This is a genomic window from Variovorax sp. UMC13 (genome assembly GCF_014170375.1).
Taxonomy (GTDB): domain Bacteria; phylum Pseudomonadota; class Gammaproteobacteria; order Burkholderiales; family Burkholderiaceae_C; genus Variovorax.
In genome coordinates this window covers 277,818-300,378 of the sequence record NZ_LZZW01000023.1, presented here as the reverse complement: position 1 = coordinate 300,378, position 22,561 = coordinate 277,818, and the positions used below count along the sequence as shown (strand labels likewise).

The window sequence follows — 22,561 nt, the reverse complement described above, 5'->3', positions numbered from 1 at the left end:
GGCCTCGGTGGTGGCGTTGCCGAAGATCGCGCCATCGGCCACGAGGCGCAGCCAGCGCGCGCGCTGTTCGGGCGCGAACTCCACCAGCACGCGCTCGACGAAGCCGAAGTGCGCGCGCAACGCCTGCGGCAGGTTGGAGTCGGCCTCGGCCAGCTCGATGATCAGTTCGTAGAGCTGCTCGGGCACGCCGCCCGCCGTGAACACCAACGCGCGCTGGCCTACGACGCCGTCGGCTGGCTGCGCGAGGCCGGCTTCGGCGCGCTGCGCGTGCCCGCCGAGCACGGCGGCCTCGGCGCCACGCCCGAGCAGCTCTACGAACTGATCATCGAGCTGGCCGAGGCCGACTCCAACCTGCCGCAGGCGTTGCGCGCGCACTTCGGCTTCGTCGAGCGCGTGCTGGTGGAGTTCGCGCCCGAACAGCGCGCGCGCTGGCTGCGCCTCGTGGCCGATGGCGCGATCTTCGGCAACGCCACCACCGAGGCCGGCGACGGCGCGCTGGGCCAGCTGCAGACCCGCGTGTTCCAGGAGCACGGCGGCTGGCTGCTGAGCGGCGAGAAGTTCTACAGCACCGGCACGCTGTATGCCGACTGGGTCGCGGTCACGGTGCAGCGCGAGGACACCGACCCCGCCCTGTGGCGCACCCTGGCCCTGGTGCGCACCGACGCCCCCGGCGTGACGCGCCTGGACGACTGGAACGGCTTCGGCCAGCGCCTGACCGCCTCGGGCACCACCCGCTTCGAGCGCGTGCCCGTCGATGCCGCGCACATCGTCGACTTCTCGCGCAGCGGCGCCACGCTGATGACCGCGGTGTTCCAGCTGTTCCATATCGCGACGCTGGCCGGCATCGCGCGCGCCATCGAGCGCGATGCGGTGGCCTTCGTGCAGCCGCGCAAGCGCGTGTTCAGCCACGGCAGCGGCGCGGTGCCGCGCGAGGACCCGCTGGTGCAGCAGGTGATCGGCCAGCTCGCGAGCACGGCCTTCGTCGCCACGCTGGCGGCGCGCGAGGTGGCGCGCGGCCTGGACCAGCTGGACCAGGTGCGCCTGCGCGGCGAGCCGCTGCCCGAGGACCTGCTGGTCGACGTGGAGCTGCGCGCGGGCAAGGCCCAGGTCGCGGTGACCGAGGCCGTGCTCGGCGCCGCCACCCGGCTGTTCGACGTGGGCGGCGCGAGCGCGCTGCAGGAAGACCGCCGGCTCGACCGCCACTGGCGCAACGCGCGCACGCTGGCCTCGCACAACCCGGTGATCTACAAGTCGCGCGTGATCGGCGACCACGCGCTCAACGGCACCCGGCCCACCTTCTACTGGGGCGTGGGCACGCGCGCGAGCTGAGGGCGCTGGCGCCGCTCAGGGCTTGTTCAGTTCGAGCTTGGGCACCAGCGCGGCGTAGAAGGCGCGGTCCTTGTCGATCACGGTCTGGAAGGCCGCAGCGTCCGCATAGGCCCAGCCCAGGCTGGCCTTGCTCAATGCATCGCGGAACACCGCATCGTCGGCCGCCTTGCGCGCCACCTCGCTGAGCGTCTGCACGATGTCGGCCGGCGTGGCCTTGGGCACGGCCAGGCCGCGCCACACGCCCACCGTCAGGTCGACGCCGCGCTCCTTGAGCGTGGGCACCTTCTCGAAGATGCCGCCCACGCGCTGGTCGGACATCACGGCCAGCGTGCGCAGCTTGCCCGCCGCCACATGCTGCGCCACCTCGCCCGGGCTCACGGTGATCGCATCGACGTGGCCGCCCAGCAGCGCCACCACCGCCGGCGCCGCGCCCAGGACGGGCACGTGGTTCACCTTCACGCTGGTCTTCTCGGCGAAGGCCGCCGCCGCCATGTGCCAGATCGAGCCCATGCCCGCGTTGCCGATGGGCATCGGGTCCTTGCGCTTGCGCGCGTCGGCGAGGAACTCGTCGATGGTCTGCCAGGGCGCATCGGCGCGCACCGTCACGGCCGAGGGGTCGGCGTTGAGCCGCGCGATCGGGCGCAGGTCGGCCGCCGTGTACTTGGTGATCCCCAGGTTCGGGATGATCGTGACCTCGCAGATGATGATGCCGATCTTGTAGCCGTCGGGCTTGGCATTGATCAGCTCGGCGGTGCCGATCGCACCGCTGGCGCCGGGCTTGTTGATCACCACCATGGGCTGCTGCGGCAGGTACTTCTTCGAGGCCTCGGCGAAGGCGCGGCCCACCAGGTCGGTGCCGCCGCCGGCGGCCACCGGCACGATCAGCTCGATGGTCTTGGCGGGGTAGTCGCTGGCGGCCTGGGCGGCGGCGCCGAAGCCGGTGGCGGCCAGCGCGCAGGCGGAGGCGATCACGTCGCGTCGGGTGAATTTCATGCTTTGTCTCTGTAGTTCTTGAAGGAAAGGAGTCTCAGTAGGTCGCGCGACCGCCGGAGAGGTCGAACACCGCGCCGGTGGTGAAGGAGTTGTCCTCCGACACCAGCCACGCCACCATGGCCGCGACCTCCTCCACCTCGAGGAAGCGACCGCGCGGGATCTTCGACAGCATGTAGTCGATGTGCTGCTGCGACATCTGGTCGAAGATGCGCGTGCGCGCCGCAGCCGGGGTGATCGCGTTGACCGCGATGTTCTTGGCAGCCGTTTCCTTGCCCAGGCTCTTGGTCAGCGCGATCACGCCGGCCTTCGAGGCGCTGTAGGCGCCCGCGTTGGGGTTGCCTTCCTTGCCCGCGATCGAGGCGATGTTCACGATGCGGCCGTAGTTGCGCGCGATCATGCCGGCCACCACGGCGCGGTTGACGTGGAAGGCGCCGTGGAGGTTCACGTCCACCACGCGGTGCCATTCGGCCGGCGAGTAGTCGGCCACCGGGGCATTGGCGCCCGCGATGCCCGCGCTGTGCACCAGCATGGCGATCGGGCCACAGGCCGATTCGGTCTGCGCGACGGCCGCCTCGACCTGTGCCAGGTCGGTCACGTCCACCTGCACCGTGTGCACGGCCCGGCCCGCCAACGCCTCCTGCGCGGCGGCCAGCGCCGCGGGGTCCGCATCCCACAGCGAAACGCGCGCGCCACCACCGAGCAGGCGCTGCGCCACCGCGAAGCCGATGCCCTGCGCGCCACCGGTGATGACGGCGGTGCCGCCGTCGAAGTCGTACTGGATCATGTGCGTTGCTCCTTCAGGCCGCGACCGTGCGCTGCTGCTGCTCGCCCAGGCCGTCGATGCCCAGGCGCATGGTCTGGCCGGGGCGCAGGTAGACCGGCGCCGGCTTGCAGCCCATCCCGACGCCGGGCGGCGTGCCGGTGGAGATCACGTCGCCGGGCTGCAACGTCATGAAGCGGCTCAGGTAGGCGATCAGCTGCGGCACGCGGAAGATCATGGTGCGCGTGTTGCCGTTCTGGTAGCGGTGGCCGTCCACCTCCAGCCACAGGCCCAGCGCATGCGGATCGGGCACCTCGTCGGCCGTGACCAGCCAGGGGCCGGTGGGGCCGAAGGTGTCGCAGCCCTTGCCCTTGTCCCAGGTGCCGCCGCGCTCGAGCTGGTAGTTGCGCTCGGACACGTCGTTGATCACGCAGTAGCCGGCCACGTGGTCCAGCGCATCGGCTTCCTCCACATAGCTTGCGGCCTTGCCGATCACCACGCCGAGCTCGACCTCCCAGTCGGTCTTCTCCGATCCGCGCGGGATCTTCACATCGTCGTTGGGGCCGACCACGGCCGAGGTCCACTTGCCGAAGACCACCGGTTCGGCCGGCACGGCCATGCCGGATTCGGCCGCGTGGTCGGCATAGTTCAGGCCGATGCAGATGAACTTGCCGATGTTCGCCACGCAGGCGCCGAGGCGCGGCGAACCGTCGACGGCCGGCAAGGTGGCGGGGTCGAGGGCCCGCAGCCGGGCCAGCGTGGCGGCGTCGAGCACGCGGCCGTCGACGTCGGCGATGTGGGCGGACAGGTCCCGCAGGGTGCCGGCCGCATCGAGCAGGCCGGGTTTCTCTTGGCCGGGGGGGCCGTAGCGCAGCAACTTCATTTCAGGTCTCCTTGGTGCCGCGGATTCTCAAAGGGCCGGCCCTTGCTGCATAGTGAGAGCTGTTGATCCGGCAATAACTTTGAGTGATCCCCCCAATGGTTCCCAGCCTTTCCTCGATCTCCTCCCGCCTGCGCTTTCGCCAGCTGTCGCTGCTGATCGCCCTGGAGGAATGCGGCTCGCTGCACAAGGCGGCCGACCGGCTGGGCCTGACCCAGCCCGGCCTGACCAAGGCGCTGCGCGAGATCGAGCTGACCTTCGGCACCGAGCTGTTCGTGCGCACGCCCAAGGGCGTGCACCCCAACGAACTGGGGCTGTGCATCCTGCGCTATGCGCGCCTGATCGACGCCGACCTCGGCCACCTGCGCGAGGAGATCGACGGCGTGCTGCGCGGCGGCGGCGGGCGCGTCGCGGTGGGATCGATCACGGGGGCGCTGCATTCGGTGCTGATCGGCGCGCTGTCCGAGCTGCGCCGGCTGCAGCCCGCGCTGTCGATCGACGTGCGCGAGAACATCAGCATCGAGCTGCTCAACCAGCTCAACGAAGGCCGGCTCGACCTGGCGATCTGCCGCACCACGGTGTCGAGCCAGGCCGAGCAGTTCGATTACGAACCGTTATTGGACGAGGCGGTGGCGGTGGCGGTCGGGCCGCAGCACGCGCTCGCGAACGCGCGCCGCGTGAGCCTCTCGCAGCTGGCCAAGAGCCGGTGGATCCTCTATCCGGGCAACATGCCGCTACGCCAGTTGCTGGAGCGCGAGTTCCTCGAGGCCGGGCTGCCGCTGCCGCCCTACCCGATCGAGACCGCCTCCTCGCTGGCCACCATGCTGCTGCTCAAGGAAGACCCGCAGGCGGTGGCGCTGATGGCCGCCGCGACCATGGACTTCTGCGAGGAACACCACATCGCACGGCGGCTGCCGCTGCAGATCCGTTCGCGCCACGAGGCCTACGGCATCGTCACGCGGCGCGGTGCGCGGCTGTCGCCCGCGGCCGGCATGCTGGTCCAGTGCCTGCGCGCGGCGGCACAGGCACAGGGCGCGGGCGGCTAGCGGGCTTGCTTCAGGCTTTGGCTGCGATGCCCGGCATCGGGATGAAGCCCTCGAGGCCCTTCATGCGCTCGATCCATGCCAGCACGTTCGGGTACGGCGCGAGGTCGATGCCGCCCTCGCCGGCCAGCGCGGTGTAGGGGAAGCAGGCGATGTCGGCGATGGTCGGGTGGCCGAGCTCGAGGAATTCGCGGTCGGCCAGGTGGGCGTCCATGATGCCGAACACACGCTTGGCGCCGGCGTGCAGCTTCTCGAGGTCGAGCGGGTAGTTCAGCACCTTCACCAGCCGCGCGCCCGCGGCGTTCATGATCTCGCCGCCGCCGGTCGACAGCCACTGCGCGATCTGGCCTTGCGACTTCGCGTCCTCGGGGAACCAGTTGCCCGAGGTGTCGTACTTGCGCGCCAGGTAGATCAGGATGGCCTGTGCGTCGCGCAGGCGCAGCTCGCCGTCCTCGAAGATCGGGATCTCGCCGAAGGGGTTGAGCGCCAGGTAGGGCGCGGTCTTGTGCTCCTTGTGGACGAAGTCCACGGGCACCGCGTCGTAGGAGACGCCGAGGATGTTCAGAAACAGCCGGATCTTGTAGCAGCTGCCGGAGATGTCGCAGTCGTAGAGCTTGGGCACGGAGTCTTCTCTCTTTCGTTGAGGTCAGGGGTTGGAAAAAAACAGCGGAAAAATGAGCGCGGGCCGCGGCCGGGCGGCGCGGCACGAAGGCTGTGGGAAAAGGGAGGGCCCGGGGCTTCAGTAGAGGACCACGCCCCGGATCGACTCGCCGCGCTTCATCAGCTCGAAGCCCTTGTTGATGTCCTCGAGCGGCATGGTGTGGGTGATCAGGTCGTCGATGTTGATCTTGCCGTCCATGTACCAGTCGACGATCTTCGGCACGTCGGTGCGCCCGCGCGCGCCGCCGAAGGCCGAGCCTTCCCACTTGCGGCCGGTGACCAGCTGGAACGGCCGGGTACTGATCTCGGCGCCCGCCTCGGCCACGCCGATGACGATGCTGCGGCCCCAGCCCTTGTGCGTGCACTCCAGCGCCTGGCGCATCACCTTCGTGTTGCCGATGCACTCGAAGCTGTAGTCGGCGCCGCCGTCGGTCAGCTGCACGATGGCGTCGACGATGTTCTCGTGCTCCTTCGGGTTCAGGAAATGCGTCATGCCGAACCGGCGCGCCATGGCCTCGCGCGCGGGGTTCAGGTCGACGCCGATGATCTTGTCGGCGCCCACCATCTTCGCGCCCTGGATCACGTTCAGGCCGATGCCGCCCAGGCCGAACACCACCACGTTCGCACCCGCTTCGACCTTGGCGGTGAACAGCACCGCGCCAATGCCGGTGGTCACGCCGCAGCCGATGTAGCAGACCTTGTCGAAGGGCGCGTCCTCGCGGATCTTGGCCAGCGAGATCTCGGGCGCGACGGTGTAGTTGCTGAAGGTGCTGGTGCCCATGTAGTGGAAGATGGGCTTGCCGTCGAGGCTGAAGCGCGAGGTGGCGTCGGGCATCAGGCCCTTGCCCTGCGTGCCGCGGATCCGCTGGCACAGGTTGGTCTTGCGGCTCAGGCAGAACTTGCACTGGCGGCATTCGGGCGTGTAGAGCGGGATGACGTGGTCGCCCTTCTTCAGCGTGGTCACGCCGGGGCCCACGTCGACCACGATGCCCGCGCCCTCGTGGCCCAGGATCGCGGGAAAGATGCCTTCGGGGTCGGCGCCCGAGAGCGTGTAGTAGTCGGTGTGGCAGAGGCCGGTGGCCTTGAGCTCGACCAGCACTTCGCCGAACTTCGGGCCTTGGAGCTCGACCGTTTCGATGCTCAGCGGCTGGCCGGATTGCCAGGCGACGGCGGCTTTGGTTTTCATGGGTGTCGAAGAAAGAGTGGGAGAAAGGAAGGGAAAGGGGTGCGGCTCAGATGCCGTGCAGCAGCCAGCCGCCGTCGACCAGCAGGTCGGTGCCGGTCACGTAGCTGGCCATCGGCGAGGCCAGGAACAGCACCGTGTTCGCGATCTCGGCGGGCTCGGCCTGGCGGCGCAGCGGAATGTGCTCGAGCACGCCGCTGGCCTGCAGCTGGCGGAACAGCTCGGGCTTGAGGTTGCCGGGCGTGGCGGTCAGCCCCGGCGAGACCGAGTTCACGCGGATGCCGTGCGGCGCCGGTGCCAGCGCGAGGTTGCGCGTCATCGCCAGCACCGCGCCCTTGGACGCGTCGTAGGCGCAGTGGTTGGGCATGGGCTTGTGGCCGCAGATCGAGGACAGGTTGACGATCGCACCGCCCTCCCCCTGCGCCTTCATGCGCCGGCTCGCGGCCTGCGCGCCGAAGAACATGGCCTTGCAGTTCACCGCGAACATGCGGTCCCAGAAGGCGCCGTCGATCTCCTCGACCGCGCGCAGCGGGTAGATGCCCGCGTTGTTCACGAAGACGTCGACCCTCCCGTGCGCGGCCACGGCGGCGTCGAGCAGGCCGTCGAGCTCGCCCTGCGCGGTGACGTCGGTGGGCACGTGGCGCACCTCGTGGCCCGCGGCCGCGAGTTCGCCGGTGCGGCCGGGCTGCAGGTCGCCCACGACCACGCGGGCGCCCGCTTCGGCGAAACGCCGCGCGATCGCGAAGCCGATGCCCTCGGCCCCGCCGGTCACCACCGCGGTCCGGCCGCGCAGGTCGAGCAGGTCGGCGAATGGCACCTCGGGCCGCGCCTGGTAGGACGGTGCGGCGCTCATCAGTAGATCGAGCGGACGATGCCGCCGTCCACGCGCAGCGCCGCGCCGTTGATGGCAGCGGCGCGCCGGCTGCACACGAAGGCCACCAGGTCCGCCACCTCGGCCGGATCGATGAGCCGCGCGATGATCGAGGTGCCGCGGTTCTCCGCCACGAAGCGGCGCTCGGCCTCCTCGTAGGGCAGCTCCGGGAACAGGCCCTGCACGAACACGCGCACGCCCTCGGTGCGCGTCGAGCCCGGCACCACGGCGTTGACCGTGACCGCCGTGCCCTTGGTCAGTTCGGCGAGCGTGCGCGAGACCGCCAGCGTCATCGACTTCGAGGCGCTGTAGTGCGGCAGCTCCAGCGCGGGCGCGATCGCGGCTTCGCTGGCCAGGAAGACGATGCGGCCATGGCCGCGCGCCAGCATGCCCTGGATGTAGTGGCGGCCCAGCCGCACGCCGCTCATCACGTTGACCTCGAAGCTCTCGCGCCACTGCGCGTCGGTGGTCTGCGTGAAGGGCACGGCCTCGTAGATGCCGAGGTTGTTCACCAGGACATCGACCTCGGGCAGCCGGGCGATGGTCTCGGCGCAGCCCGGCGCGCCGCCGTTGTCGGCCACCAGGCCTTCGAGCCGCGCGCCCGGCGTGCGCGCGCGCAGGTCGGCGAGCGCCGCATCGACCGCCTTCGCGGTGCGGCCGTTGACGTAGACGGTGGCGCTTTCGCGCGCCAGGGTGTGGGCGATCTCGCGTCCGATGCCGCCGCTCGATGCGGTGACCAGCGCGCGGGCGCCTTCGAGTCCAAGGTCCATGGGGTCTCCTGTTGGGCTGCTTGTCGTGGGGAAGTGCCGACGCCTCAGGCGTCGAAGCGCGGCGCGCCGTTGTGGGCCGTCAGGCCGCCGTCCACCGGCAGGTTCACGCCGTTGACGAAGGAGGCGTCGTCCGAGGCCAGGAAGGCCACCGCGGCCGCGACCTCGGCCGGCAAGGCGATGCGCCCCATCGGGTAGGCGTTGGCGAAGGCCTGGCCCACCGTGGCAGGGTCGAGCTTGGCGATGGCGGCGTCGAACATCGGCGTGCGCACCGAGCCCGGGCACACCGCGTTCACGCGGATGCCGAACTTCGCAAGGTCCAGCGCCATGCTGCGCGTGAGGTGCGTGACCGCGCCCTTGCTGGTGGCGTAGGCGGCCTGGCCGAAGTCGCCGCCCAGGCCGGAGATCGAGGACAGGTTGACGATGGCGGTCGGCCGGCCCGCGGCCTTGAGCAGCGGCAGCGCCGCCAGCGACAGGCCCATCGTGCCTTCGACGTTGACCGCCATCAGCCGGCGCCAGTCCGCCATGTCGGTGTCCTCGAAACTCGCGCCGTGGTGGATGCCCGCGTTGTTGACCAGCGCGTCCAGGTGCCCGTGACGTGCCCGCAGGTGCGCCACCGCGCCCGCGATGTCCTGGCTGCTCGTCACGTCGAGGCCGATCGCGACCGCGTCCTGCCCCTCTGCCTCGAGCGCGGCGGCGACGGCCGCGGCGGCGGCCGGGTCGCGGTCGGCCACGGTCACCGAGGCGCCCTCCTGCGCCAGGCGCTGCGCGATCGCCGCACCGATGCCGGAGCCGGCACCGGTGACCAGCACCACGCGTCGATCGAAGCGTTGCATGGCCGCGCTCCTCAGACGAACTTGGTCACGCCGCCGTTCACCGCCAGCTCGACGCCGGTGATGAAATCGGCCTGGTCCGACGCCAGGAACAGCACGGCGGCCGCCACGTCCTCCGGCCGGCCCAGCCGGCCCGAGGGGATGTTGGCGGTCTGGAGGAAGATGTCGATCGCCTCCTCGCGGCCCGAGCCGTACTTGGCGGCCAGCGAATCGAGGAAGCCGCCCGGCCGGTCCCACAGCGCGGTGCGCACGTGCGCGGGCGACACCACGTTCGAACGCACGCCCTGCCCGGTGAACTCGGTCGCGAGGATCTTCGACAGCATCAGGATCGCGGCCTTCGACACGCTGTAGTCGGGCAGCAGCGGATGCGGGATGCGCCCGGTTTCCGACGCGCAGTGCACCAGCGCGCCGCGCTTGCGCTCGACCATGTGCGGCAGCACCGCGCGGCTCATGCGCACGTAGCCCATCAGGTTGAGGTTGAAGGTGACCTGCCAGTCCTCGTCGCGGATGCTCAGGAAGCCGTTGCGCGCGGTGGCCACGCCCGCGTTGTTGAACAGGATGTCGATCTGGCCGAAGCGTTGCAGCGCCTCGCGCGCCAGCCGGTCCGCGGCCTCGGGATCGCGCATGTCGGCCGTGACCGGGTGCAGCGCGTCGCTCGCCAGCGACGCGAGCGCCGAGGTGTCGAGGTCGGCGGCGATCACGCGCGCACCCGCCACGAGGAATTGCCGCGCGGTCTCCAGGCCGATGCCGGCGCCCGCGCCGGTGACGATCGCCACGCGGCCGTCGAAGGGTTGTGTCATGGTTGTGCTCCGTTCTTTGTTGTCAGGGAATGATTCGTTCGTGGCGCAATTGGTCGAACAGGTCGAGGAAGGACCGCTCGGTGTCCTGGAAGCCGACGAAGCCCAGGCGCCGGCTCTTGTTCATGTCGTTGACGCACTCCATCGGCCGGCCCAGGTCGAGGTCGGTGTGCCAGGCCGAGGCCAGCGCGTCCAGGCGGTGCGGCTGCAGCCGGTGGGCCTGCACCAGGCCGTCCCACAGGGGCGCCATGTCGGCCATCTGCTGCTGCAGCGGCACTGGCTGGCCCGGGTACGGCGCGGCCTCGAGCCCGAAGTCGTCGGCGATCACGCCCCACAGCCGCTGCCAGCGGAACACGTCGCCGTTGGCCACATTGAAGGCCTCGTTGCGCGCGGCCGGGGTGGTGGCGGCCCAGGCGATGTGGCGCGCGAGCAGGCGCGCGTCGGTCACGTCGCTCAGGCCCGTGTACTGCGTGGGTGAGCCGGGGAAGACGAAGGGCCGGCCGTGCGCTTTGCAGACCGAGGCGTAGACCGCCAGCGTGACGCCGATGTTCATCGCGTTGCCCACCGCGTAGCCGACGATGGTGTGCGGCCTGTGCACGCTCCACGACCAGCCGTGGCGCGCGGCGAACTCGAACACCACGTCTTCCTGCACGTAGTAGAAGTTCTCGATCGGCAGCCGCGGCTGGTCCTCGCGGAACGGCGTCTCAGGCTTGTTGCGCGCGTACATGTCGAAGGGCCCGAGGTAGTTCTTGGTGCCCGTGACCAGCGCCACGTGCCGCACCGACATCCGGCCCGGGCCGCTGACCGCGTCGAGCACATGGCGCACCATCGCGCCGTTGACGCGGCAGTTGTCGGCCTCGTTGCCCATGCGGGTCCAGGTGCAGAAGAAGACGTGGGTCGGCCGGACCTCGGCCAGCGCGGCGCGCGTGGCCTCGGCGTCCAGCACGTCGACCGCGACATGGCGGACGCGCGACAGGCCCAGCGGCGGCTTGCGCGAGAGGCCCACGACCTCCCAGCCGCCCTCGGCCAGCAGCTGGCGCGCGAGGTTGTTGCCCACGATGCCGGTCACGCCGACGATGAGTGCACGTTGGTCGAGCATGGTTGTGTCTCCTGAAGGGAAGGAAGCGGGCTCAGCCGGCCTGCCGGCGGCTGTAGAGGCCGACCATCACGACGATCACCAGCCCGTAGCAGATCTGCTTCACGGCCTCGGGCACGTGCATCAGCGACAGCATGCTGCTCATCAGCGTGATCAGCAGCACGCCCGCCACGGTGCCGCCGTAGCGGCCGCGTCCGCCCAGGATGCTGGTGCCGCCCACCACCACGGCCGCGATGCCGGGCAGCAGGAAGGGGTCGCCCATGCGCTGGTACGACTGGCCGGCGTAGCCCGCCAGCAGCAGGCCCGCGATGGCGCTGCACACGCCCGAGGCCACGAAGGCGCCCAGGATCACGCGGCGGGTGTCGATGCCCGACATGTGGGCCGCCACCTCGCGCGTGCCCACCGCATAGATGTAGCGGCCCATCAGCGTGCGGCGCAGCACCCACACCACCAGCACCGACACCGCCACCCACACCAGCACCGCATTGGGCAGCACGCCGAAGCTGCGGCCCGCGCCCAGCGCGGCCATGACGGGCGAGGGCTCGCTCGAGATCACGGTGTTGCCGGCATAGAAGGCCACCGCGCCCAGCAGGATGGTGTTGACCGCCAGCGTCCAGATCAGCGAGGGGATGCGCAGGTAGGCCACGCCCACCCCGTTGAGCAGGCCGATCAGCGCGCCCGCGGCGATGCCGGCCAGCGGGCCGAGCTCGGCCCAGGCGCCGCCCTTGGCGCGCGCCACGGCCGTGGCCACGGTGGCGGCGACGGTCAGCGTCCAGGGCACCGAGAGGTCGATGTGGCCGAGCAGGATCACCAGCGTCGCGCCCGCGGCGATCACGCCGAGGAAGGCGCCGCTCTGCAGCTGCAGCAGCAGGTAGGTCGGCGAGAAGAACTGGCTGTTGACCGCGCCGCCCAGCAGCAGCAGGGCCGCGAGCGCCAGCAGCACCGCGCCGGTCGGGGTCTTGATCGGGTTGCGAAGGGCGAGCGTGCTCATCGGAAGATCTCCAGGCGGTTGCGGATGCGCAGCAGGCGCGTGGCGCCCAGCGCGACGGCGCAGATCAGCACCAGTCCCTCGAACAGCGGCTGTGCGAGCGGCGGCACACCGGTGAAGAACATCAGGCTGCCGATGGTGCGCAGCAGGAAGGCGCCGGCGATGGTGCCGAGCACGCTGGCCGCGCCGCCGCTGAGCGCGGCACCGCCGAGCACCACCGCGGCCACGGAATTGAGCGTGTAGGGCAGGCCGATGGCGGCGTCGCCGCTGGCGGTCTGGAAGCCCAGGAACAGGCCGCCCATGGCCGCGAACAGGCCGGCCGTGGCATAGGCCACGATCTTGGCGCGGTCCACCGACAGGCCCGACATGTAGGCCGCCTGCTCGGCCGAGCCCAGCGCGAACAGCGTGCGCCCGGTGAGCGAGCGCCGCAGCGGCTCCCACACCAGCAGCACCACCAGCCCCAGCACCACCAGCGAGGTCGGCACCAGGTCGCCCAGCGTGCCGGTCATGGCGTCGCTCAGGCCCGCGTCGACCTCGCCGCCGGGCGTGGGCCGCACCAGCAGCGCGATGCCGGTGTAGATGGTGCCGGTGGCCAGCGTCGCGACGATGGGCTGGATGCGCGCGTAGACGATGATCAGCCCGTTGGTCACGCCGCACAGCGTGCCCACCAGCAGCACCGCGGCCACGCCCAGCGCGACCTGGGTGGGATCGCCCTGTACCAGCGTGGAGGCCACGCAGTTGCTGAGCGCCATGATCGCGCCGATCGAGATGTCGATGCCGCTGGTCAGCACCACCAGCGTCTGGCCGATGGCGACCAGCGCCAGCGCCACGCCCTGGTTGGACCAGGCGGTGAGCACCGCGGCCGAGGCGCCGCGCGGATGGATCGCCAGGAAGGCGAGCAGCAGCACGCCGAGCAGGCCCAGCGCGAGCAGCGTGCGCGCATGGTGGCGCAGATGGAGCGAGGCGGCGTTCATGCCGCGTACTCCAGGGCCCCGGCGCGCACGCGGCGGGTGTGGGCGGGCGCATCGCCGCGCCCGAGGTTCATCGCATTCATGAGGATCTGTTCTTCGGTGAGCGTGGCGCCCGCGAGCGAGGCGCGGACCTGGCCGTCGTACATCACGAGCACGCGGTCGCACAGGCCGATGAGTTCATCGCAGTCGGTGGAATAGAAAAGAATGGCCAGGCCCTTGGCGGCCAGGTCGCGGAACAGGCGGTAGATCTCCTGCTTGGTGCCGACGTCGACGCCGCGCGTCGGGTCCATCAGCAGCAGCAGCCGGGGCTGGGTGGCGAGCCACTTGGCCAGCACCACCTTCTGCTGGTTGCCGCCCGACAGCGTGGACACGGCCACGCGGGTGTCGGGCGCCTTGATCTGCAGCGTCTTCACCAGCTCGGCGACCAGCGCCTGCTCGGCCGCGTGGTCGACCACGCCAAGGCGGCTGATGCGGTCGAGCGCGGACACGCCCAGGTTGTCGTGCACCGACTGGGCGAGCATCAGTCCCTCGGTCTTGCGGTCCTCGGGAATCAGCGCCATGCGGTAGCCCTCGCGCTTGCCGCCGCGCGGGCCGTCGGGCGGCGTGGTCTGGGCGCCGATGCGGATCTCGCCGCGCGCGTCGCGCAGCAGGCCCGCGAGCGCCAGCATCAGCTCGCGCTGGCCCTGCCCGTCGAGCCCGCCCAGGCCGACGATCTCGCCGGGCCGCACCGAAAGCTCCACGCCCTTGAGCTGCGTGCCCGAGCGCAGGCCGCTCACCTGCAGGTAGGGCGGCACCGATGCGGGCAGCGGCGCGGGCTTGGGCGGGTAGACCTGCGCGATCGGCCGTCCGATCATGAGCCGCACGATCTCTTCATGCGGCTTGGTGCCGGCGGCGAAGGTGCTGACATGCTCGCCGTTGCGGAACACCGAGCAGGTGTCGGCCAGCGCGTCGACCTCGTGCATGCGGTGCGAGATGAAGAGCACGCAGGTGCCCTCCTCGCGCAGCGTGCGCAGGAGGCGCATGACCTTCTCCACGTCCTCGGCGGTGAGCGCCGAGGTGGCCTCGTCGAGGATCAGCACGCGCGGGCGACGCACCACGGCCTTGGCGATCTCCACGATCTGGCGCTGCGACAGCGGCAGGTCGATGCAGCGCTCGCGCAGGTCGATCTGGCGTTCGCAGCCGATGCGCGCCAGCGCCTCGCGCGCCATCTCGTTCTGGCGCCGCGCGTCGATCAGCCCCAGCCGGTTGCGCGGCGGGTTGGCCAGGCAGATGTTGGCGGCCACGCTCAGGTGCGGCACCAGCGACAGCTCCTGGAAGATGCAGACGATGCCTTCGTCCAGCGCCTGCGCGGGCCCCGTCATGCGCAGTTCGCGGCCGTCGAGCCGCACCGCGCCGGTGTCGGGCCGCACCACGCCGGCCAGCGTCTTCATGAGCGTGCTCTTGCCCGCCCCGTTCTCGCCGAGGATGGCGTGGATCGAGCCGCGCGCGGCGCTGAAGCACACGTCGCTCAGCGCGGTGATGCCCCCGTAGCGCTTGCTGACGCCGATCAGCTGCAGATAGTCGTTGTTCACTCCGGATCTCCAGGTTGGCCGGCTCAGTTGTTGTCCGGGTTGAACTTGTTGATCTCGTCGGGCGTGAAGCTGATGCCGCAGCTCGCGTAGCTGGACACCGTCTCGTAGCTGTCGGGCAGGCTGGGGAAGTAGTTGACCTCTGCCTTCATGTCCTTGGTCAGCACGTTCGGCGTGGGCAGGTTCACCAGCGAGGGCAGCGCCTGGCCCTGCAGCAGCGCCAGGGCCGCGCGCATCGCCACCGGCCCCTGGCCGGGCGAGGTCGAGACCGAGATGCCCGGGATCTTCTGCTCGATCAGCGCCTTGACGAAGCCGTTCTCGGCGTCGCCGCCCACCGGCACCGGCGGATGGCCGGCCGCCTTCATGGCGCTGGTCACGCCGCGGCAGCCGTGCTGGCACACCACCGCATCGAACTTGCCGTTGACCGCGATGGCGTCGGCCACCACCTTCTGCACCGTGCCGGTGTCCCAGTTGCCCGTGACCTCGACCACCGAGATGTCCTTGTACTTGTCGAGGACCTTGCGCACGCCCGCATGGCGGTCACGGTCGGTGGAGTTGCCCGGCAGGCCGCGCACCTCGAGCAGCTTGCCCTTCTTCACCGGCATCAGGTCGACCACGGCCTGGGTCTTGATGTCGCCCTCGAACTCGATCCATTCGGGCGTGATGCGCACGACGTCCGGGCTGTCGACCGGGTTGTCGAAGGACACCAGCACCGTGCCCGCCTTCTTCGCCCGCCGGATCACCGCATCGAAGGCCTTGGGGTTGACCGCGATGAAGGCGATGGCGTCGTAGCCGGCCTGGATGAAGTTGTCGATGGCGGCGATCTGGCTCGCCACGTCGGCGCCGGTGCTGACCACCTTCAGTTCCTTGATGTCCTTGGCCACCTCGGGGCGCGCGGCCCAGGCCCGGGTCTGCTGGATCATCTGCATGCGCCACGGGATGCCGGTGTGGCCGTTGACCAGCGCCACGCGGTACGGGCCCTTGCGCGCGGGGTAGCTGATGGTGCTGCTGACGCCGGCCGCGGGCTTGTAGCAGGCGGGCAGGAAGGTCTCGGTGGCCTGCGCAACCGGGGCGGTGGCGGCCGCGGCGAACAGGGCCATCAGCGGGAGGAAGCGAGGAAGGCCGAGGCGGAAGGTGGGGTTCATGGTTTTGTCTCCGTGGTGATGAAGGGGCTGAAGCGGACGCGCCGGGGTTCTAGGCGACCTCGTGCGCGGGGAAGTTCATTTCGATCGTGACCCCCGAGGGGTCCTCGAAGAAGACCTGGTGCAGGCGCAGGCCGGGCACGGTGCGCTCGCGGAAGGCCACGCCCTCGCGCACCAGGCCCTGGCGGAATTCGGCGACGCCGGTGGCGATGAAGGCCAGGTGGTCGAGCGCGCCGGTGCCGCTGGCCTCGGCTTTGTCGCCCAGGTAGTCGTGCAGGCCCGAGGGATTGCTCGCGTCCACGCCGATCAGGTGGACCACGCCGAAGTCGGCCTCGTCCGCGCCGTTGTAGAGCCAGGCGCCGGGGAAATTGAAGGCCGGCCTGAAGCCTTCGCGCAGGCCGAGCACCCGCGTATAGAACTGCACGGAGGCGGCGAGCTGCGCTGTCCGCACCGAGTAGTGGCCGAGCCGCGAGATGGGCATTTCTTGCATCCTTTTAATGATCGATTGATAAATAGTAGTTCGTGAGATGGACGATGCGTCTTCGCGTTTTCCCTAGGTGACGCGCCGGGGGACGGAAGTGATTCGATGTTTTCCCGGCGCGATTTGACCGGTTGAAAGCGCCCTTCCACCACTCTTTCCAGAGAGACGGTGGTTCAGGCGCGCTGGCGCCTGGCCATCCTCTAACATGCACAGTCACGGGAAACGCGGCGCCGCCGAAGCGCACCGGTCCGCACCCCAAAATTAATATTCGATCGATAATTAACGATGCCGATGAAAGCAGGACGCCGATGCGCATGACCAGCCCCGCACCCGCCGCCGACCCGACGGTGCCGGCCACGCGCCGGCGCCTGGCGCCGGAGGACCGCGAGCACCAGATCGTGCAGAAGGCGATCGCCTTCTATGCGAGCCACGGCTTCGAGGCCAGCACCCGCGACCTGGCCAAGGAGCTGGGCATCACCCAGCCCCTGCTCTACCGCTACTTCCCGACCAAGGAGGCGCTGGTCGACCGGGTCTACGAAGAGATCTTCGTGCGCCGCTGGAACCCCGAATGGGAGGAATGGCTGGCCGATCGCGGCGTGCCGCTGGCCGACCGGCTCAAGCGCTACCTGCAGGACTACGCGCGCTTCATCCTGCGCAGCGAGTGGGTGCGCATCTTCATGTTCGCCGGGCTCACGCGCGGCGGCATCAACCAGAAGTACCTGAGCCGGCTGCGCGAGCGGCACTTCAAGGTGATCGCGGCCGAGATGCGGCACAGCTTCGACATTCCCGACCCGAAGACGCCGCAGGAAGAGGAGGACGAGCTCGAGCTGGTCTGGGCCATGCACTCGAGCGTGTTCTACATCGGCGTGCGCAAGTGGGTCTACGAGCAGCCCGTGCCCAAGGACCTCGACCGCGCGATCGGCTTCCGCGTCGACGCCTTCCTCAGCGGCACGCCGCTGGTGCTCAAGAACGCGCGCCGCTGAGGCGTCTCAGGCGTCGAGCGTCACGCGCTCGTAGAGGAAGTCGAGCACCGCCCGCACCCGCGCGGGCAGCTCCTGGCCCGGGCCGATGAACACGGCGTGCACGGGGTTGGTGTCGCCGGGGTTGAAGGGCTCGAGCAGCGGCACCATGCGCCCTTCGGCGATGTCGCGGCCCACGTGGAAAAGCGCCAGCCGCGCCAGGCCCACGTCGGCGAGCACCAGCTCGCGCATGGTCTCGCCGTCGCTCACGTGCATGTTGCCGCGCGGCACCACCGACAGCCGTGCCCCGCCCGGCGCGACGAAAGGCCAGAACTGCGTGTGGCGGATGAAGCCGAAGCCCAGGCAGTTGTGCTGCGCCAGCTGGTCCGGATGGGTGGGCGTGCCGTGGCGCGCCAGGTAGGCCGGCGAGGCGACCACCGCCAGCCGGCTCTGGCCCAGCGCGCGGCTGACCAGGCCCGAGTCCTTGAGCGGCCCGGTGCGGATCGCGATGTCGGTCTTCTCCTCGCGCACGTTCACCACCTGGTCGGTCAGCACCAGGTCGATGAAGATCTCGGGATAGCGCGCGAGGAATTCGGACATCAGCGGTAGCAGGCAGTGGCGCCCGAAAGGCACGTTGGTGTTGATGCGCACGCGGCCGCGCGGCGTGGACGCCTGCGCCACCTCGCGCTCGGCCTGCGCCATCGACTCGAGGATGGCGCGGGCGCGTGCATGGAAGCCCGCGCCCTCGGGCGTCAGGTGCAGGCCGCGGGTCGAGCGCACCAGCAGCCGCGCGCCCAGCCGCGCCTCGAGCCGGGCCACCAGCTTGCTCACGGCCGAGGGCGTGAGCGACAGCCGCCGCGCCGCGGCGGAGAAGCTCTGCGAGTCCACCACCTGCACGAAGACTTCCATTTCGCCGGAGCGGTTGATCTCGGCACGAGCCATGCGAATCCAATTCACAACTGTTGTTCCACTTGTGAGTCTAGTTCACCGGCTGGCATCTCCCTACAGTGCGCAGCATCGTTCACCCCACGGAGACACACATGCTGTTCACCCCCCATCAATTCGGTCGTCTGAGCCTGGCGAACCGGGTCGTCATGGCCCCCATGACCCGCTCGCGCGCCGACCAGCCCGGCGACGTGCCCAACGAGCTCATGGCCACCTACTACGCGCAGCGCGCGGGCGCCGGGCTGATCGTCAGCGAAGGCACGCCGATCTCCGAGGTCGGCCGCGGCTACTCGCTGACGCCCGGCATCTATTCGCCGGCCCAGGTGGCGGGCTGGAAGAAGGTGACCGACGCGGTGCACCGCAACGGCGGCAGGATCTTCGTCCAGCTGTGGCACGTGGGCCGCCGCTCGCACGCCTCGATCTCGGGCCACACGCCGGTGTCGGCCTCGGCCGTGAAACACCCGGACAAGGTCTACGGCCCGCTGCCCGAAGGCGGCTTCGGCATGATCGAGACCGGCACGCCGCGCGCCATGACGCTGGCCGACATCGAGGACACGATCGGCGACTTCGTCACCGCCGCGCGGAACGCGATCGCGGCCGGCTTCGACGGTGTCGAGTTGCACGCGGCCCACGGTTACCTGATCGACCAGTTCATGCGCCTGCACAGCAACCAGCGCAGCGACGCCTACGGCGGCTCGCCGGAGAAGCGCGTCCGCCTGCTGCAGGAGGTGACGCAGGCCGTGGCCGACGCGGTCGGCGGCGACCGGGTCGGCATCCGCGTGTCGCCCTTCGTGACCGAAGGCTATGCCGACGAGGACCCGGAGATCCCGGCCGTCACGCTCAAGGCCATGCAGGCGCTGGCGCCGATGGACCTGGCCTATGTGCACTTCTCGGAGAACATCTCGCGCTACACGGCCATGCCCGAGGCCTACCGCCAGGAGGCGCGCGCGCTCTACCGCAACCCGATCATGGTGGCCGGCAAATACACCAGGGACAGCGCGCAGGAGATCCTGGACAAGGGCCTGGCCGACCTGGTCGCCTTCGGCCAGCCCTTCATCACCAACCCCGACTTCGTGACGCGCATCGCGCGCGGCCATGCGCTCACGCCGGTCAACTACGACGCGCACGCCACCTTCTACGGTGGCGGCGGCGAGGGCTACACCGACTACCCGGCCTTCGCCGAGGCCGCCTGAGCGCGCGGCGGCCGCGCCGCAGCGCCTAGGCGAAGGGCCCGGCGTTCACTTCGCCGCGCGGCCTTTGCCATGGCCCAGCGCGTCCATGGCCGCCTGGACGATGTGATCGCGCCATTCGCGCTTCAGGTCCACACGCACCGCCTGCAGCGCGGTGACGCCGAGCCCGGTGAAGGCGCTGGTCACGCGCACGATGCGCGCCATGTCGAGCTTCTTCAGGTCGATGCCGAGCGCCTCGTAGAGGATCAGCCCGATCTCGACCAGTTGCGGATCGCCGTCGGGCTCGTTCTCGGCGATGCGGCTGGCCAGCATGGACACGCCGGGCCAGTCGTAGGTGAACTGCACCGCACGCTCCACCAGCGCCCGGTCGCGCTCGATGCCGAGCGGAATGTGCGCCGTGCTGGCGCGCACCTCCAGCATGTGCGCCCGCACGGTGTCGATCGCCGCCGCATAGATCGCGAGCTTGCTCGGGAAGTGATGCAGCAGCCCGGCCTTCGAATAGTTGACGGCGTCGGCGATCTGCTGGAGCGCGGTGTGGTCGAAACCGTGCCTGGCGAACAGGGCCGAGGCGCGGTCGACGATGTCGGCGTCGATTTCTGATTTGGTGGGTTTGGGCATGGATTCGGTCACTCGGCGGCGGGGGCGCGCGACAGGCCCCTCGAGGCGCTGCAGTATTCCATACGCATCGGCGGCCCGGAAGATCGGGCCCGGGGCGTGCGCTCAGGACACCCCGTCCTGCACCAGCACCGGCCGGGCGGCGCGCTTCGCGGACCGGCCGGCCGTCATGGCGCTGCCCATCGACGCCCCCACGATGAGCCCGATCGCCAACCATTGCGACAGGCTCAGCTGTTCGCCCAGCAGGCCCAGCGCCAGGATGGCGGCCACCGCGGGCTCCATGCTGATCATGATGCCGAAGGCATGCCGGGGCAGCCGCCGCAACGCCATCATCTCCAGCGAGATCGGGATGGCGCTCGAGAGGATGGCCACGGCGGCGCCCGCCATCAGCAGCGACGGCGACAGCAGCGCCGTGCCCGCATGCACCACCCCGACGGGCAGGGCCACCAGCGCGGCCACCGCCAGGCCCAGCGACACCGTCTGGCCCGTGGGCAGGTGGCCGACGCGCTTGCCGAACACGATGTAGGTCGCCCAGCAGACAGCCGCCGCCAGCGCATACGCCACGCCGACCGGGTCGAGCGTGCTGACCTCATGGCCGAGCGGCAGCAGCAGCCCCAGGCCGCACGCCGCAAGCAGCACCCACACGAAATCCACGGGCCGGCGCGACGAGAAGATCGCGACCGCGAGCGGGCCCGAGAATTCGATGGCCACGGCGATGCCGAAGGGCAGCGTGCGCAAGGACATGTAGAAGGCCAGGTTCATCACGCCCAGCGCCGCGCCGTAGCAGGCGATCACGCGCAGGTCCGCGCGCGTGGGGGGCTTGCGCCAGGGCCGCCACAGCAGCAGCATGAACAAGGCGGAGAAGCCGATCCGCAGCGCGGTGGTGCCCTGGGCACCGAGGGCCGGGAACAGGCTGTGCTTGGCCCAGGAAGTGCCCAGGCCCAGGCAGACGACGGCGCCGAGGATGGCGAGAAATGGAAAGAGCGAGGCGGTGCGGGTCGAAGACATTGGAGACAATGTATGGCGCGGCCGGCCTGCTTTTCCCTCTTGTTTCGACGGCCCCACGCAACTTTCGCTCGCCCTGCCCCATGCCGCTCCCCGCCTCACCGCCCCTCGACCGCTTCGACCTCGCGATCCTGGACATCCTGCAACGCGACAACACCATGCCCCAGCGCGCGATCGCGCAGGCGGTGCACCTGTCGGCGCCCGCGGTTCAGCGGCGCATCCAGCGGCTGAGGGAAAGCGGCGTCATCCGCGCCGAGGTGGCCGTGCTCGATGCGGTCAAGCTGGGCCGGCCGCTGACCCTGACGGTGGAGGTGCACGTGCACGACGAGCACCCGCTGCGCACCGCGGCGCTGCGCGAGCGCATCGCGGCGGAACCCGCGGTCCAGCAGTGCTACGCCATCACCGGCGAGGCGGACTACCTGCTGATCATCAACGTCGCGTCCATGGCGGACTACGACGCGCTCGCCGAGCGGATGCTGCGAGGCGACGACAACGTGCGGCGTTTCCGCACGTCGGTGGCGCTCGGCTGCCTGAAGCTGGGACTCCAGGTGCCGCTGCCGCAAGGCGCGCCTGCATGAGTGGCCGCGGCCCGTGCGGGCCGCGTTGAACTCAGAGCTTGGCGATCGAGACTTCGGTCGACTTCACCAGCGCGACCACGTCGGAGCCGGGCTTGAGCTGCAGCTCGTCGACCGAGCGCGTGGTGATCACCGAGGTGACGATGCCCCAGGGGGTCTCGACATCCACTTCGGAGACGACGTCGCCGCGGATGATTTCCTTGACCTTGCCCTTGAACTGGTTGCGGACGTTGATGGCTTGGATGGACATGATGGTTTCTCTTTCGGTTTGAAGCAGGAATGAAGCAATGAATGCGGGTCAGGCGATCTCGGCCACTTCGTCGAAGGCCAGGCGCGGCCCGCGCTGGAAAGTGCCGCTGTGGTCGGCCACGCCCAGGTTGAGCAAAAAATTGGTGCGGTAGCGGCCGTCGGGGAAGAAGGCCTGGTCGACCAGCGCCGCGTTGAAGCCCGACTGCGGGCCTGCGTCGAGGCCCAGCGCGCGCGCCGCCAGGATCAGGTAGGCGCCCTGCAGGCTGCTGTTGCGGAAGGCCGTGGCCTGCGCGGCCTCGGCGCTGTTCTCGAAGATCGGCTTGGCGTCGTAGGCCGGGAACTGCGTGGGCAGGTGCTCGTAGAAGCGCGTGTCGTGCGCGACGATCACCGTCACGCCGGCCGCGAGCGTCTGCGCGCTGTTGCCCGCCGACAGCGCCGGCTTGAGCTTCGCCTTGGCCTCCTCGCTGCGCACGAACACATAGCGCGCGGGCTGGGCGTTGAAGGCCGTCGGGCCCCACTTCACCAGTTCGTAGAGCTTGTGGATCAGTTCGTCGGTCACGGGCACCGGCTGGAAGGCGTGCACCGTGCGGGCGGCGCGGAACAACTGGTCCAGCGCGGCTTCGGGGATGGTGTTGAGCGTGGTCATGGTTCTCCTCGCGAG

25 protein-coding genes and 1 pseudogene are annotated in these 22,561 nt (G+C 70.1%); 5 read left to right on the top strand and 21 right to left on the bottom strand.

What is annotated here, in order from left to right:
- Window positions 1–282 (bottom strand): annotated as a pseudogene (locus A9977_RS19350) (acyl-CoA dehydrogenase); the annotation flags it as partial.
- Here A9977_RS19350 and A9977_RS19345 point away from each other — a divergent pair.
- A complete protein-coding gene (locus tag A9977_RS19345; protein ID WP_259652055.1) occupies window positions 175–1,329 on the top strand; it encodes an acyl-CoA dehydrogenase family protein in 1,155 nt (384 codons plus the stop codon). The pseudogene A9977_RS19350 and the gene A9977_RS19345 sit on opposite strands and share 108 nt — an antisense overlap.
- A 15-nt stretch (window positions 1,330–1,344) precedes the next feature.
- On the opposite strand, the gene A9977_RS19340 is transcribed toward A9977_RS19345, so the two are convergent.
- From A9977_RS19340 to A9977_RS19330, 3 genes are read right to left on the bottom strand one after another with little or no spacing between them, the layout of a single operon-like run.
- The gene (locus tag A9977_RS19340; protein ID WP_183026495.1) at window positions 1,345–2,322 is read right to left on the bottom strand and encodes a tripartite tricarboxylate transporter substrate binding protein; all 978 of its coding nucleotides are present in this window, start codon (window positions 2,320–2,322) and stop codon (window positions 1,345–1,347) included.
- A gap of 34 nt (window positions 2,323–2,356) precedes the next feature.
- Complete coding sequence (locus A9977_RS19335) at window positions 2,357–3,106, bottom strand: SDR family NAD(P)-dependent oxidoreductase (protein ID WP_183026494.1); 750 nt, start codon at window positions 3,104–3,106, stop codon at window positions 2,357–2,359.
- 13 nt (window positions 3,107–3,119) lie between these two features.
- Window positions 3,120–3,965 carry an ureidoglycolate lyase gene (locus tag A9977_RS19330; protein ID WP_183026493.1) on the bottom strand — a complete coding sequence of 282 codons (846 nt, stop codon included), beginning with the start codon at window positions 3,963–3,965 and terminating at the stop codon, window positions 3,120–3,122.
- Between the two features lie 95 nt (window positions 3,966–4,060).
- On the opposite strand from A9977_RS19330, the gene A9977_RS19325 reads away from it, so the two are divergent.
- Window positions 4,061–5,008 (top strand): LysR family transcriptional regulator, encoded by a 948-nt coding sequence (locus A9977_RS19325; RefSeq protein ID WP_183026492.1) that lies wholly within the window; start codon window positions 4,061–4,063, stop codon window positions 5,006–5,008.
- 10 nt (window positions 5,009–5,018) lie between these two features.
- Here A9977_RS19325 and A9977_RS19320 read toward each other — a convergent pair whose 3' ends face one another.
- The 12 genes from A9977_RS19320 to A9977_RS19265 form a co-directional block, all read right to left on the bottom strand.
- Complete coding sequence (locus A9977_RS19320; RefSeq protein ID WP_183026491.1) at window positions 5,019–5,627, bottom strand: glutathione S-transferase family protein; 609 nt, start codon at window positions 5,625–5,627, stop codon at window positions 5,019–5,021.
- Window positions 5,628–5,744: 117 nt separating this feature from the next.
- Complete coding sequence (locus tag A9977_RS19315; protein ID WP_183026490.1) at window positions 5,745–6,851, bottom strand: S-(hydroxymethyl)glutathione dehydrogenase/class III alcohol dehydrogenase; 1,107 nt, start codon at window positions 6,849–6,851, stop codon at window positions 5,745–5,747.
- A gap of 46 nt (window positions 6,852–6,897) precedes the next feature.
- A complete protein-coding gene (locus tag A9977_RS19310; protein WP_183026489.1) occupies window positions 6,898–7,701 on the bottom strand; it encodes an SDR family NAD(P)-dependent oxidoreductase in 804 nt (267 codons plus the stop codon).
- Entirely contained in the window at window positions 7,701–8,489 is a 789-nt protein-coding gene (locus A9977_RS19305; protein WP_183026488.1) for an SDR family NAD(P)-dependent oxidoreductase, read from the bottom strand. The genes A9977_RS19310 and A9977_RS19305 overlap by 1 nt, the downstream gene beginning before the upstream one ends.
- A 44-nt stretch (window positions 8,490–8,533) precedes the next feature.
- Window positions 8,534–9,322, bottom strand: a complete 789-nt coding sequence (locus tag A9977_RS19300; RefSeq protein WP_183026487.1) for an SDR family NAD(P)-dependent oxidoreductase — start codon at window positions 9,320–9,322, stop codon at window positions 8,534–8,536.
- An 11-nt stretch (window positions 9,323–9,333) separates the two neighbouring features.
- On the bottom strand, window positions 9,334–10,119 hold the full coding sequence (locus tag A9977_RS19295) for an SDR family NAD(P)-dependent oxidoreductase (protein WP_183026486.1): 786 nt from the start codon (window positions 10,117–10,119) through the stop codon (window positions 9,334–9,336).
- 22 nt (window positions 10,120–10,141) lie between these two features.
- Window positions 10,142–11,215 (bottom strand): SDR family oxidoreductase, encoded by a 1,074-nt coding sequence (locus tag A9977_RS19290; RefSeq protein ID WP_183026485.1) that lies wholly within the window; start codon window positions 11,213–11,215, stop codon window positions 10,142–10,144.
- Window positions 11,216–11,246: 31 nt separating this feature from the next.
- Window positions 11,247–12,203, bottom strand: a complete 957-nt coding sequence (locus A9977_RS19285) for an ABC transporter permease (RefSeq protein WP_183026484.1) — start codon at window positions 12,201–12,203, stop codon at window positions 11,247–11,249.
- Window positions 12,200–13,174 (bottom strand): ABC transporter permease, encoded by a 975-nt coding sequence (locus A9977_RS19280; protein ID WP_183026483.1) that lies wholly within the window; start codon window positions 13,172–13,174, stop codon window positions 12,200–12,202. Before A9977_RS19280 ends, A9977_RS19285 begins: the two co-directional genes overlap by 4 nt.
- A complete protein-coding gene (locus tag A9977_RS19275) occupies window positions 13,171–14,742 on the bottom strand; it encodes a sugar ABC transporter ATP-binding protein (protein WP_183026482.1) in 1,572 nt (523 codons plus the stop codon). The genes A9977_RS19280 and A9977_RS19275 overlap by 4 nt, the downstream gene beginning before the upstream one ends.
- A gap of 23 nt (window positions 14,743–14,765) precedes the next feature.
- Window positions 14,766–15,884: a sugar ABC transporter substrate-binding protein gene (locus A9977_RS19270; protein WP_183026481.1), complete on the bottom strand. Its 1,119-nt coding sequence runs from the start codon at window positions 15,882–15,884 to the stop codon at window positions 14,766–14,768.
- A gap of 49 nt (window positions 15,885–15,933) precedes the next feature.
- Window positions 15,934–16,362, bottom strand: coding sequence for a VOC family protein (locus A9977_RS19265; RefSeq protein WP_183026480.1), 429 nt, complete (start codon window positions 16,360–16,362; stop codon window positions 15,934–15,936).
- A 314-nt stretch (window positions 16,363–16,676) separates the two neighbouring features.
- Here A9977_RS19265 and A9977_RS19260 point away from each other — a divergent pair, with 314 nt between their 5' ends.
- The gene (locus A9977_RS19260) at window positions 16,677–17,345 is read left to right on the top strand and encodes a TetR/AcrR family transcriptional regulator (RefSeq protein ID WP_183026479.1); all 669 of its coding nucleotides are present in this window, start codon (window positions 16,677–16,679) and stop codon (window positions 17,343–17,345) included.
- Between the two features lie 6 nt (window positions 17,346–17,351).
- Here A9977_RS19260 and A9977_RS19255 read toward each other — a convergent pair whose 3' ends face one another.
- Entirely contained in the window at window positions 17,352–18,263 is a 912-nt protein-coding gene (locus A9977_RS19255; protein WP_183026478.1) for a LysR family transcriptional regulator, read from the bottom strand.
- 98 nt (window positions 18,264–18,361) lie between these two features.
- Here A9977_RS19255 and A9977_RS19250 point away from each other — a divergent pair, with 98 nt between their 5' ends.
- Entirely contained in the window at window positions 18,362–19,459 is a 1,098-nt protein-coding gene (locus tag A9977_RS19250; protein WP_183026477.1) for an alkene reductase, read from the top strand.
- Between the two features lie 45 nt (window positions 19,460–19,504).
- On the opposite strand, the gene A9977_RS19245 is transcribed toward A9977_RS19250, so the two are convergent.
- Both A9977_RS19245 and A9977_RS19240 read right to left on the bottom strand, forming a co-directional pair.
- Window positions 19,505–20,074 (bottom strand): TetR/AcrR family transcriptional regulator, encoded by a 570-nt coding sequence (locus tag A9977_RS19245; protein ID WP_183026476.1) that lies wholly within the window; start codon window positions 20,072–20,074, stop codon window positions 19,505–19,507.
- Window positions 20,075–20,176: 102 nt separating this feature from the next.
- The gene (locus tag A9977_RS19240) at window positions 20,177–21,079 is read right to left on the bottom strand and encodes a DMT family transporter (RefSeq protein ID WP_183026475.1); all 903 of its coding nucleotides are present in this window, start codon (window positions 21,077–21,079) and stop codon (window positions 20,177–20,179) included.
- A gap of 80 nt (window positions 21,080–21,159) precedes the next feature.
- Here A9977_RS19240 and A9977_RS19235 point away from each other — a divergent pair, with 80 nt between their 5' ends.
- Complete coding sequence (locus A9977_RS19235; RefSeq protein WP_183026474.1) at window positions 21,160–21,654, top strand: Lrp/AsnC family transcriptional regulator; 495 nt, start codon at window positions 21,160–21,162, stop codon at window positions 21,652–21,654.
- 31 nt (window positions 21,655–21,685) lie between these two features.
- On the opposite strand, the gene A9977_RS19230 is transcribed toward A9977_RS19235, so the two are convergent.
- Together A9977_RS19230 and A9977_RS19225 are read right to left on the bottom strand one after the other, a co-directional pair.
- Complete coding sequence (locus tag A9977_RS19230; RefSeq protein ID WP_183026473.1) at window positions 21,686–21,901, bottom strand: molybdopterin-binding protein; 216 nt, start codon at window positions 21,899–21,901, stop codon at window positions 21,686–21,688.
- A gap of 48 nt (window positions 21,902–21,949) precedes the next feature.
- Window positions 21,950–22,546, bottom strand: coding sequence for a malonic semialdehyde reductase (locus A9977_RS19225; protein ID WP_183026472.1), 597 nt, complete (start codon window positions 22,544–22,546; stop codon window positions 21,950–21,952).
- Window positions 22,547–22,561 lie beyond the last annotated feature (15 nt).

Excerpts from the sequence above, each read along its gene's own strand:
- A9977_RS19340 (WP_183026495.1), bottom strand. The coding sequence starts at position 2,322 with ATGAAATTCACCCGACGCGACGTGATCGCCTCCGCCTGCGCGCTGGCC.
- A9977_RS19335 (WP_183026494.1), bottom strand. The coding sequence starts at position 3,106 with ATGATCCAGTACGACTTCGACGGCGGCACCGCCGTCATCACCGGTGGC.
- A9977_RS19330 (WP_183026493.1), bottom strand. The coding sequence starts at position 3,965 with ATGAAGTTGCTGCGCTACGGCCCCCCCGGCCAAGAGAAACCCGGCCTG.
- A9977_RS19325 (WP_183026492.1), top strand. The coding sequence starts at position 4,061 with ATGGTTCCCAGCCTTTCCTCGATCTCCTCCCGCCTGCGCTTTCGCCAG.
- A9977_RS19315 (WP_183026490.1), bottom strand. The coding sequence starts at position 6,851 with ATGAAAACCAAAGCCGCCGTCGCCTGGCAATCCGGCCAGCCGCTGAGC.
- A9977_RS19310 (WP_183026489.1), bottom strand. The coding sequence starts at position 7,701 with ATGAGCGCCGCACCGTCCTACCAGGCGCGGCCCGAGGTGCCATTCGCC.
- A9977_RS19305 (WP_183026488.1), bottom strand. The coding sequence starts at position 8,489 with ATGGACCTTGGACTCGAAGGCGCCCGCGCGCTGGTCACCGCATCGAGC.
- A9977_RS19300 (WP_183026487.1), bottom strand. The coding sequence starts at position 9,322 with ATGCAACGCTTCGATCGACGCGTGGTGCTGGTCACCGGTGCCGGCTCC.
- A9977_RS19295 (WP_183026486.1), bottom strand. The coding sequence starts at position 10,119 with ATGACACAACCCTTCGACGGCCGCGTGGCGATCGTCACCGGCGCGGGC.
- A9977_RS19290 (WP_183026485.1), bottom strand. The coding sequence starts at position 11,215 with ATGCTCGACCAACGTGCACTCATCGTCGGCGTGACCGGCATCGTGGGC.
- A9977_RS19285 (WP_183026484.1), bottom strand. The coding sequence starts at position 12,203 with ATGAGCACGCTCGCCCTTCGCAACCCGATCAAGACCCCGACCGGCGCG.
- A9977_RS19280 (WP_183026483.1), bottom strand. The coding sequence starts at position 13,174 with ATGAACGCCGCCTCGCTCCATCTGCGCCACCATGCGCGCACGCTGCTC.
- A9977_RS19270 (WP_183026481.1), bottom strand. The coding sequence starts at position 15,884 with ATGAACCCCACCTTCCGCCTCGGCCTTCCTCGCTTCCTCCCGCTGATG.
- A9977_RS19265 (WP_183026480.1), bottom strand. The coding sequence starts at position 16,362 with ATGCCCATCTCGCGGCTCGGCCACTACTCGGTGCGGACAGCGCAGCTC.
- A9977_RS19260 (WP_183026479.1), top strand. The coding sequence starts at position 16,677 with ATGACCAGCCCCGCACCCGCCGCCGACCCGACGGTGCCGGCCACGCGC.
- A9977_RS19255 (WP_183026478.1), bottom strand. The coding sequence starts at position 18,263 with ATGGCTCGTGCCGAGATCAACCGCTCCGGCGAAATGGAAGTCTTCGTG.
- A9977_RS19250 (WP_183026477.1), top strand. The coding sequence starts at position 18,362 with ATGCTGTTCACCCCCCATCAATTCGGTCGTCTGAGCCTGGCGAACCGG.
- A9977_RS19245 (WP_183026476.1), bottom strand. The coding sequence starts at position 20,074 with ATGCCCAAACCCACCAAATCAGAAATCGACGCCGACATCGTCGACCGC.
- A9977_RS19240 (WP_183026475.1), bottom strand. The coding sequence starts at position 21,079 with ATGTCTTCGACCCGCACCGCCTCGCTCTTTCCATTTCTCGCCATCCTC.
- A9977_RS19235 (WP_183026474.1), top strand. The coding sequence starts at position 21,160 with ATGCCGCTCCCCGCCTCACCGCCCCTCGACCGCTTCGACCTCGCGATC.
- A9977_RS19230 (WP_183026473.1), bottom strand. The coding sequence starts at position 21,901 with ATGTCCATCCAAGCCATCAACGTCCGCAACCAGTTCAAGGGCAAGGTC.
- A9977_RS19225 (WP_183026472.1), bottom strand. The coding sequence starts at position 22,546 with ATGACCACGCTCAACACCATCCCCGAAGCCGCGCTGGACCAGTTGTTC.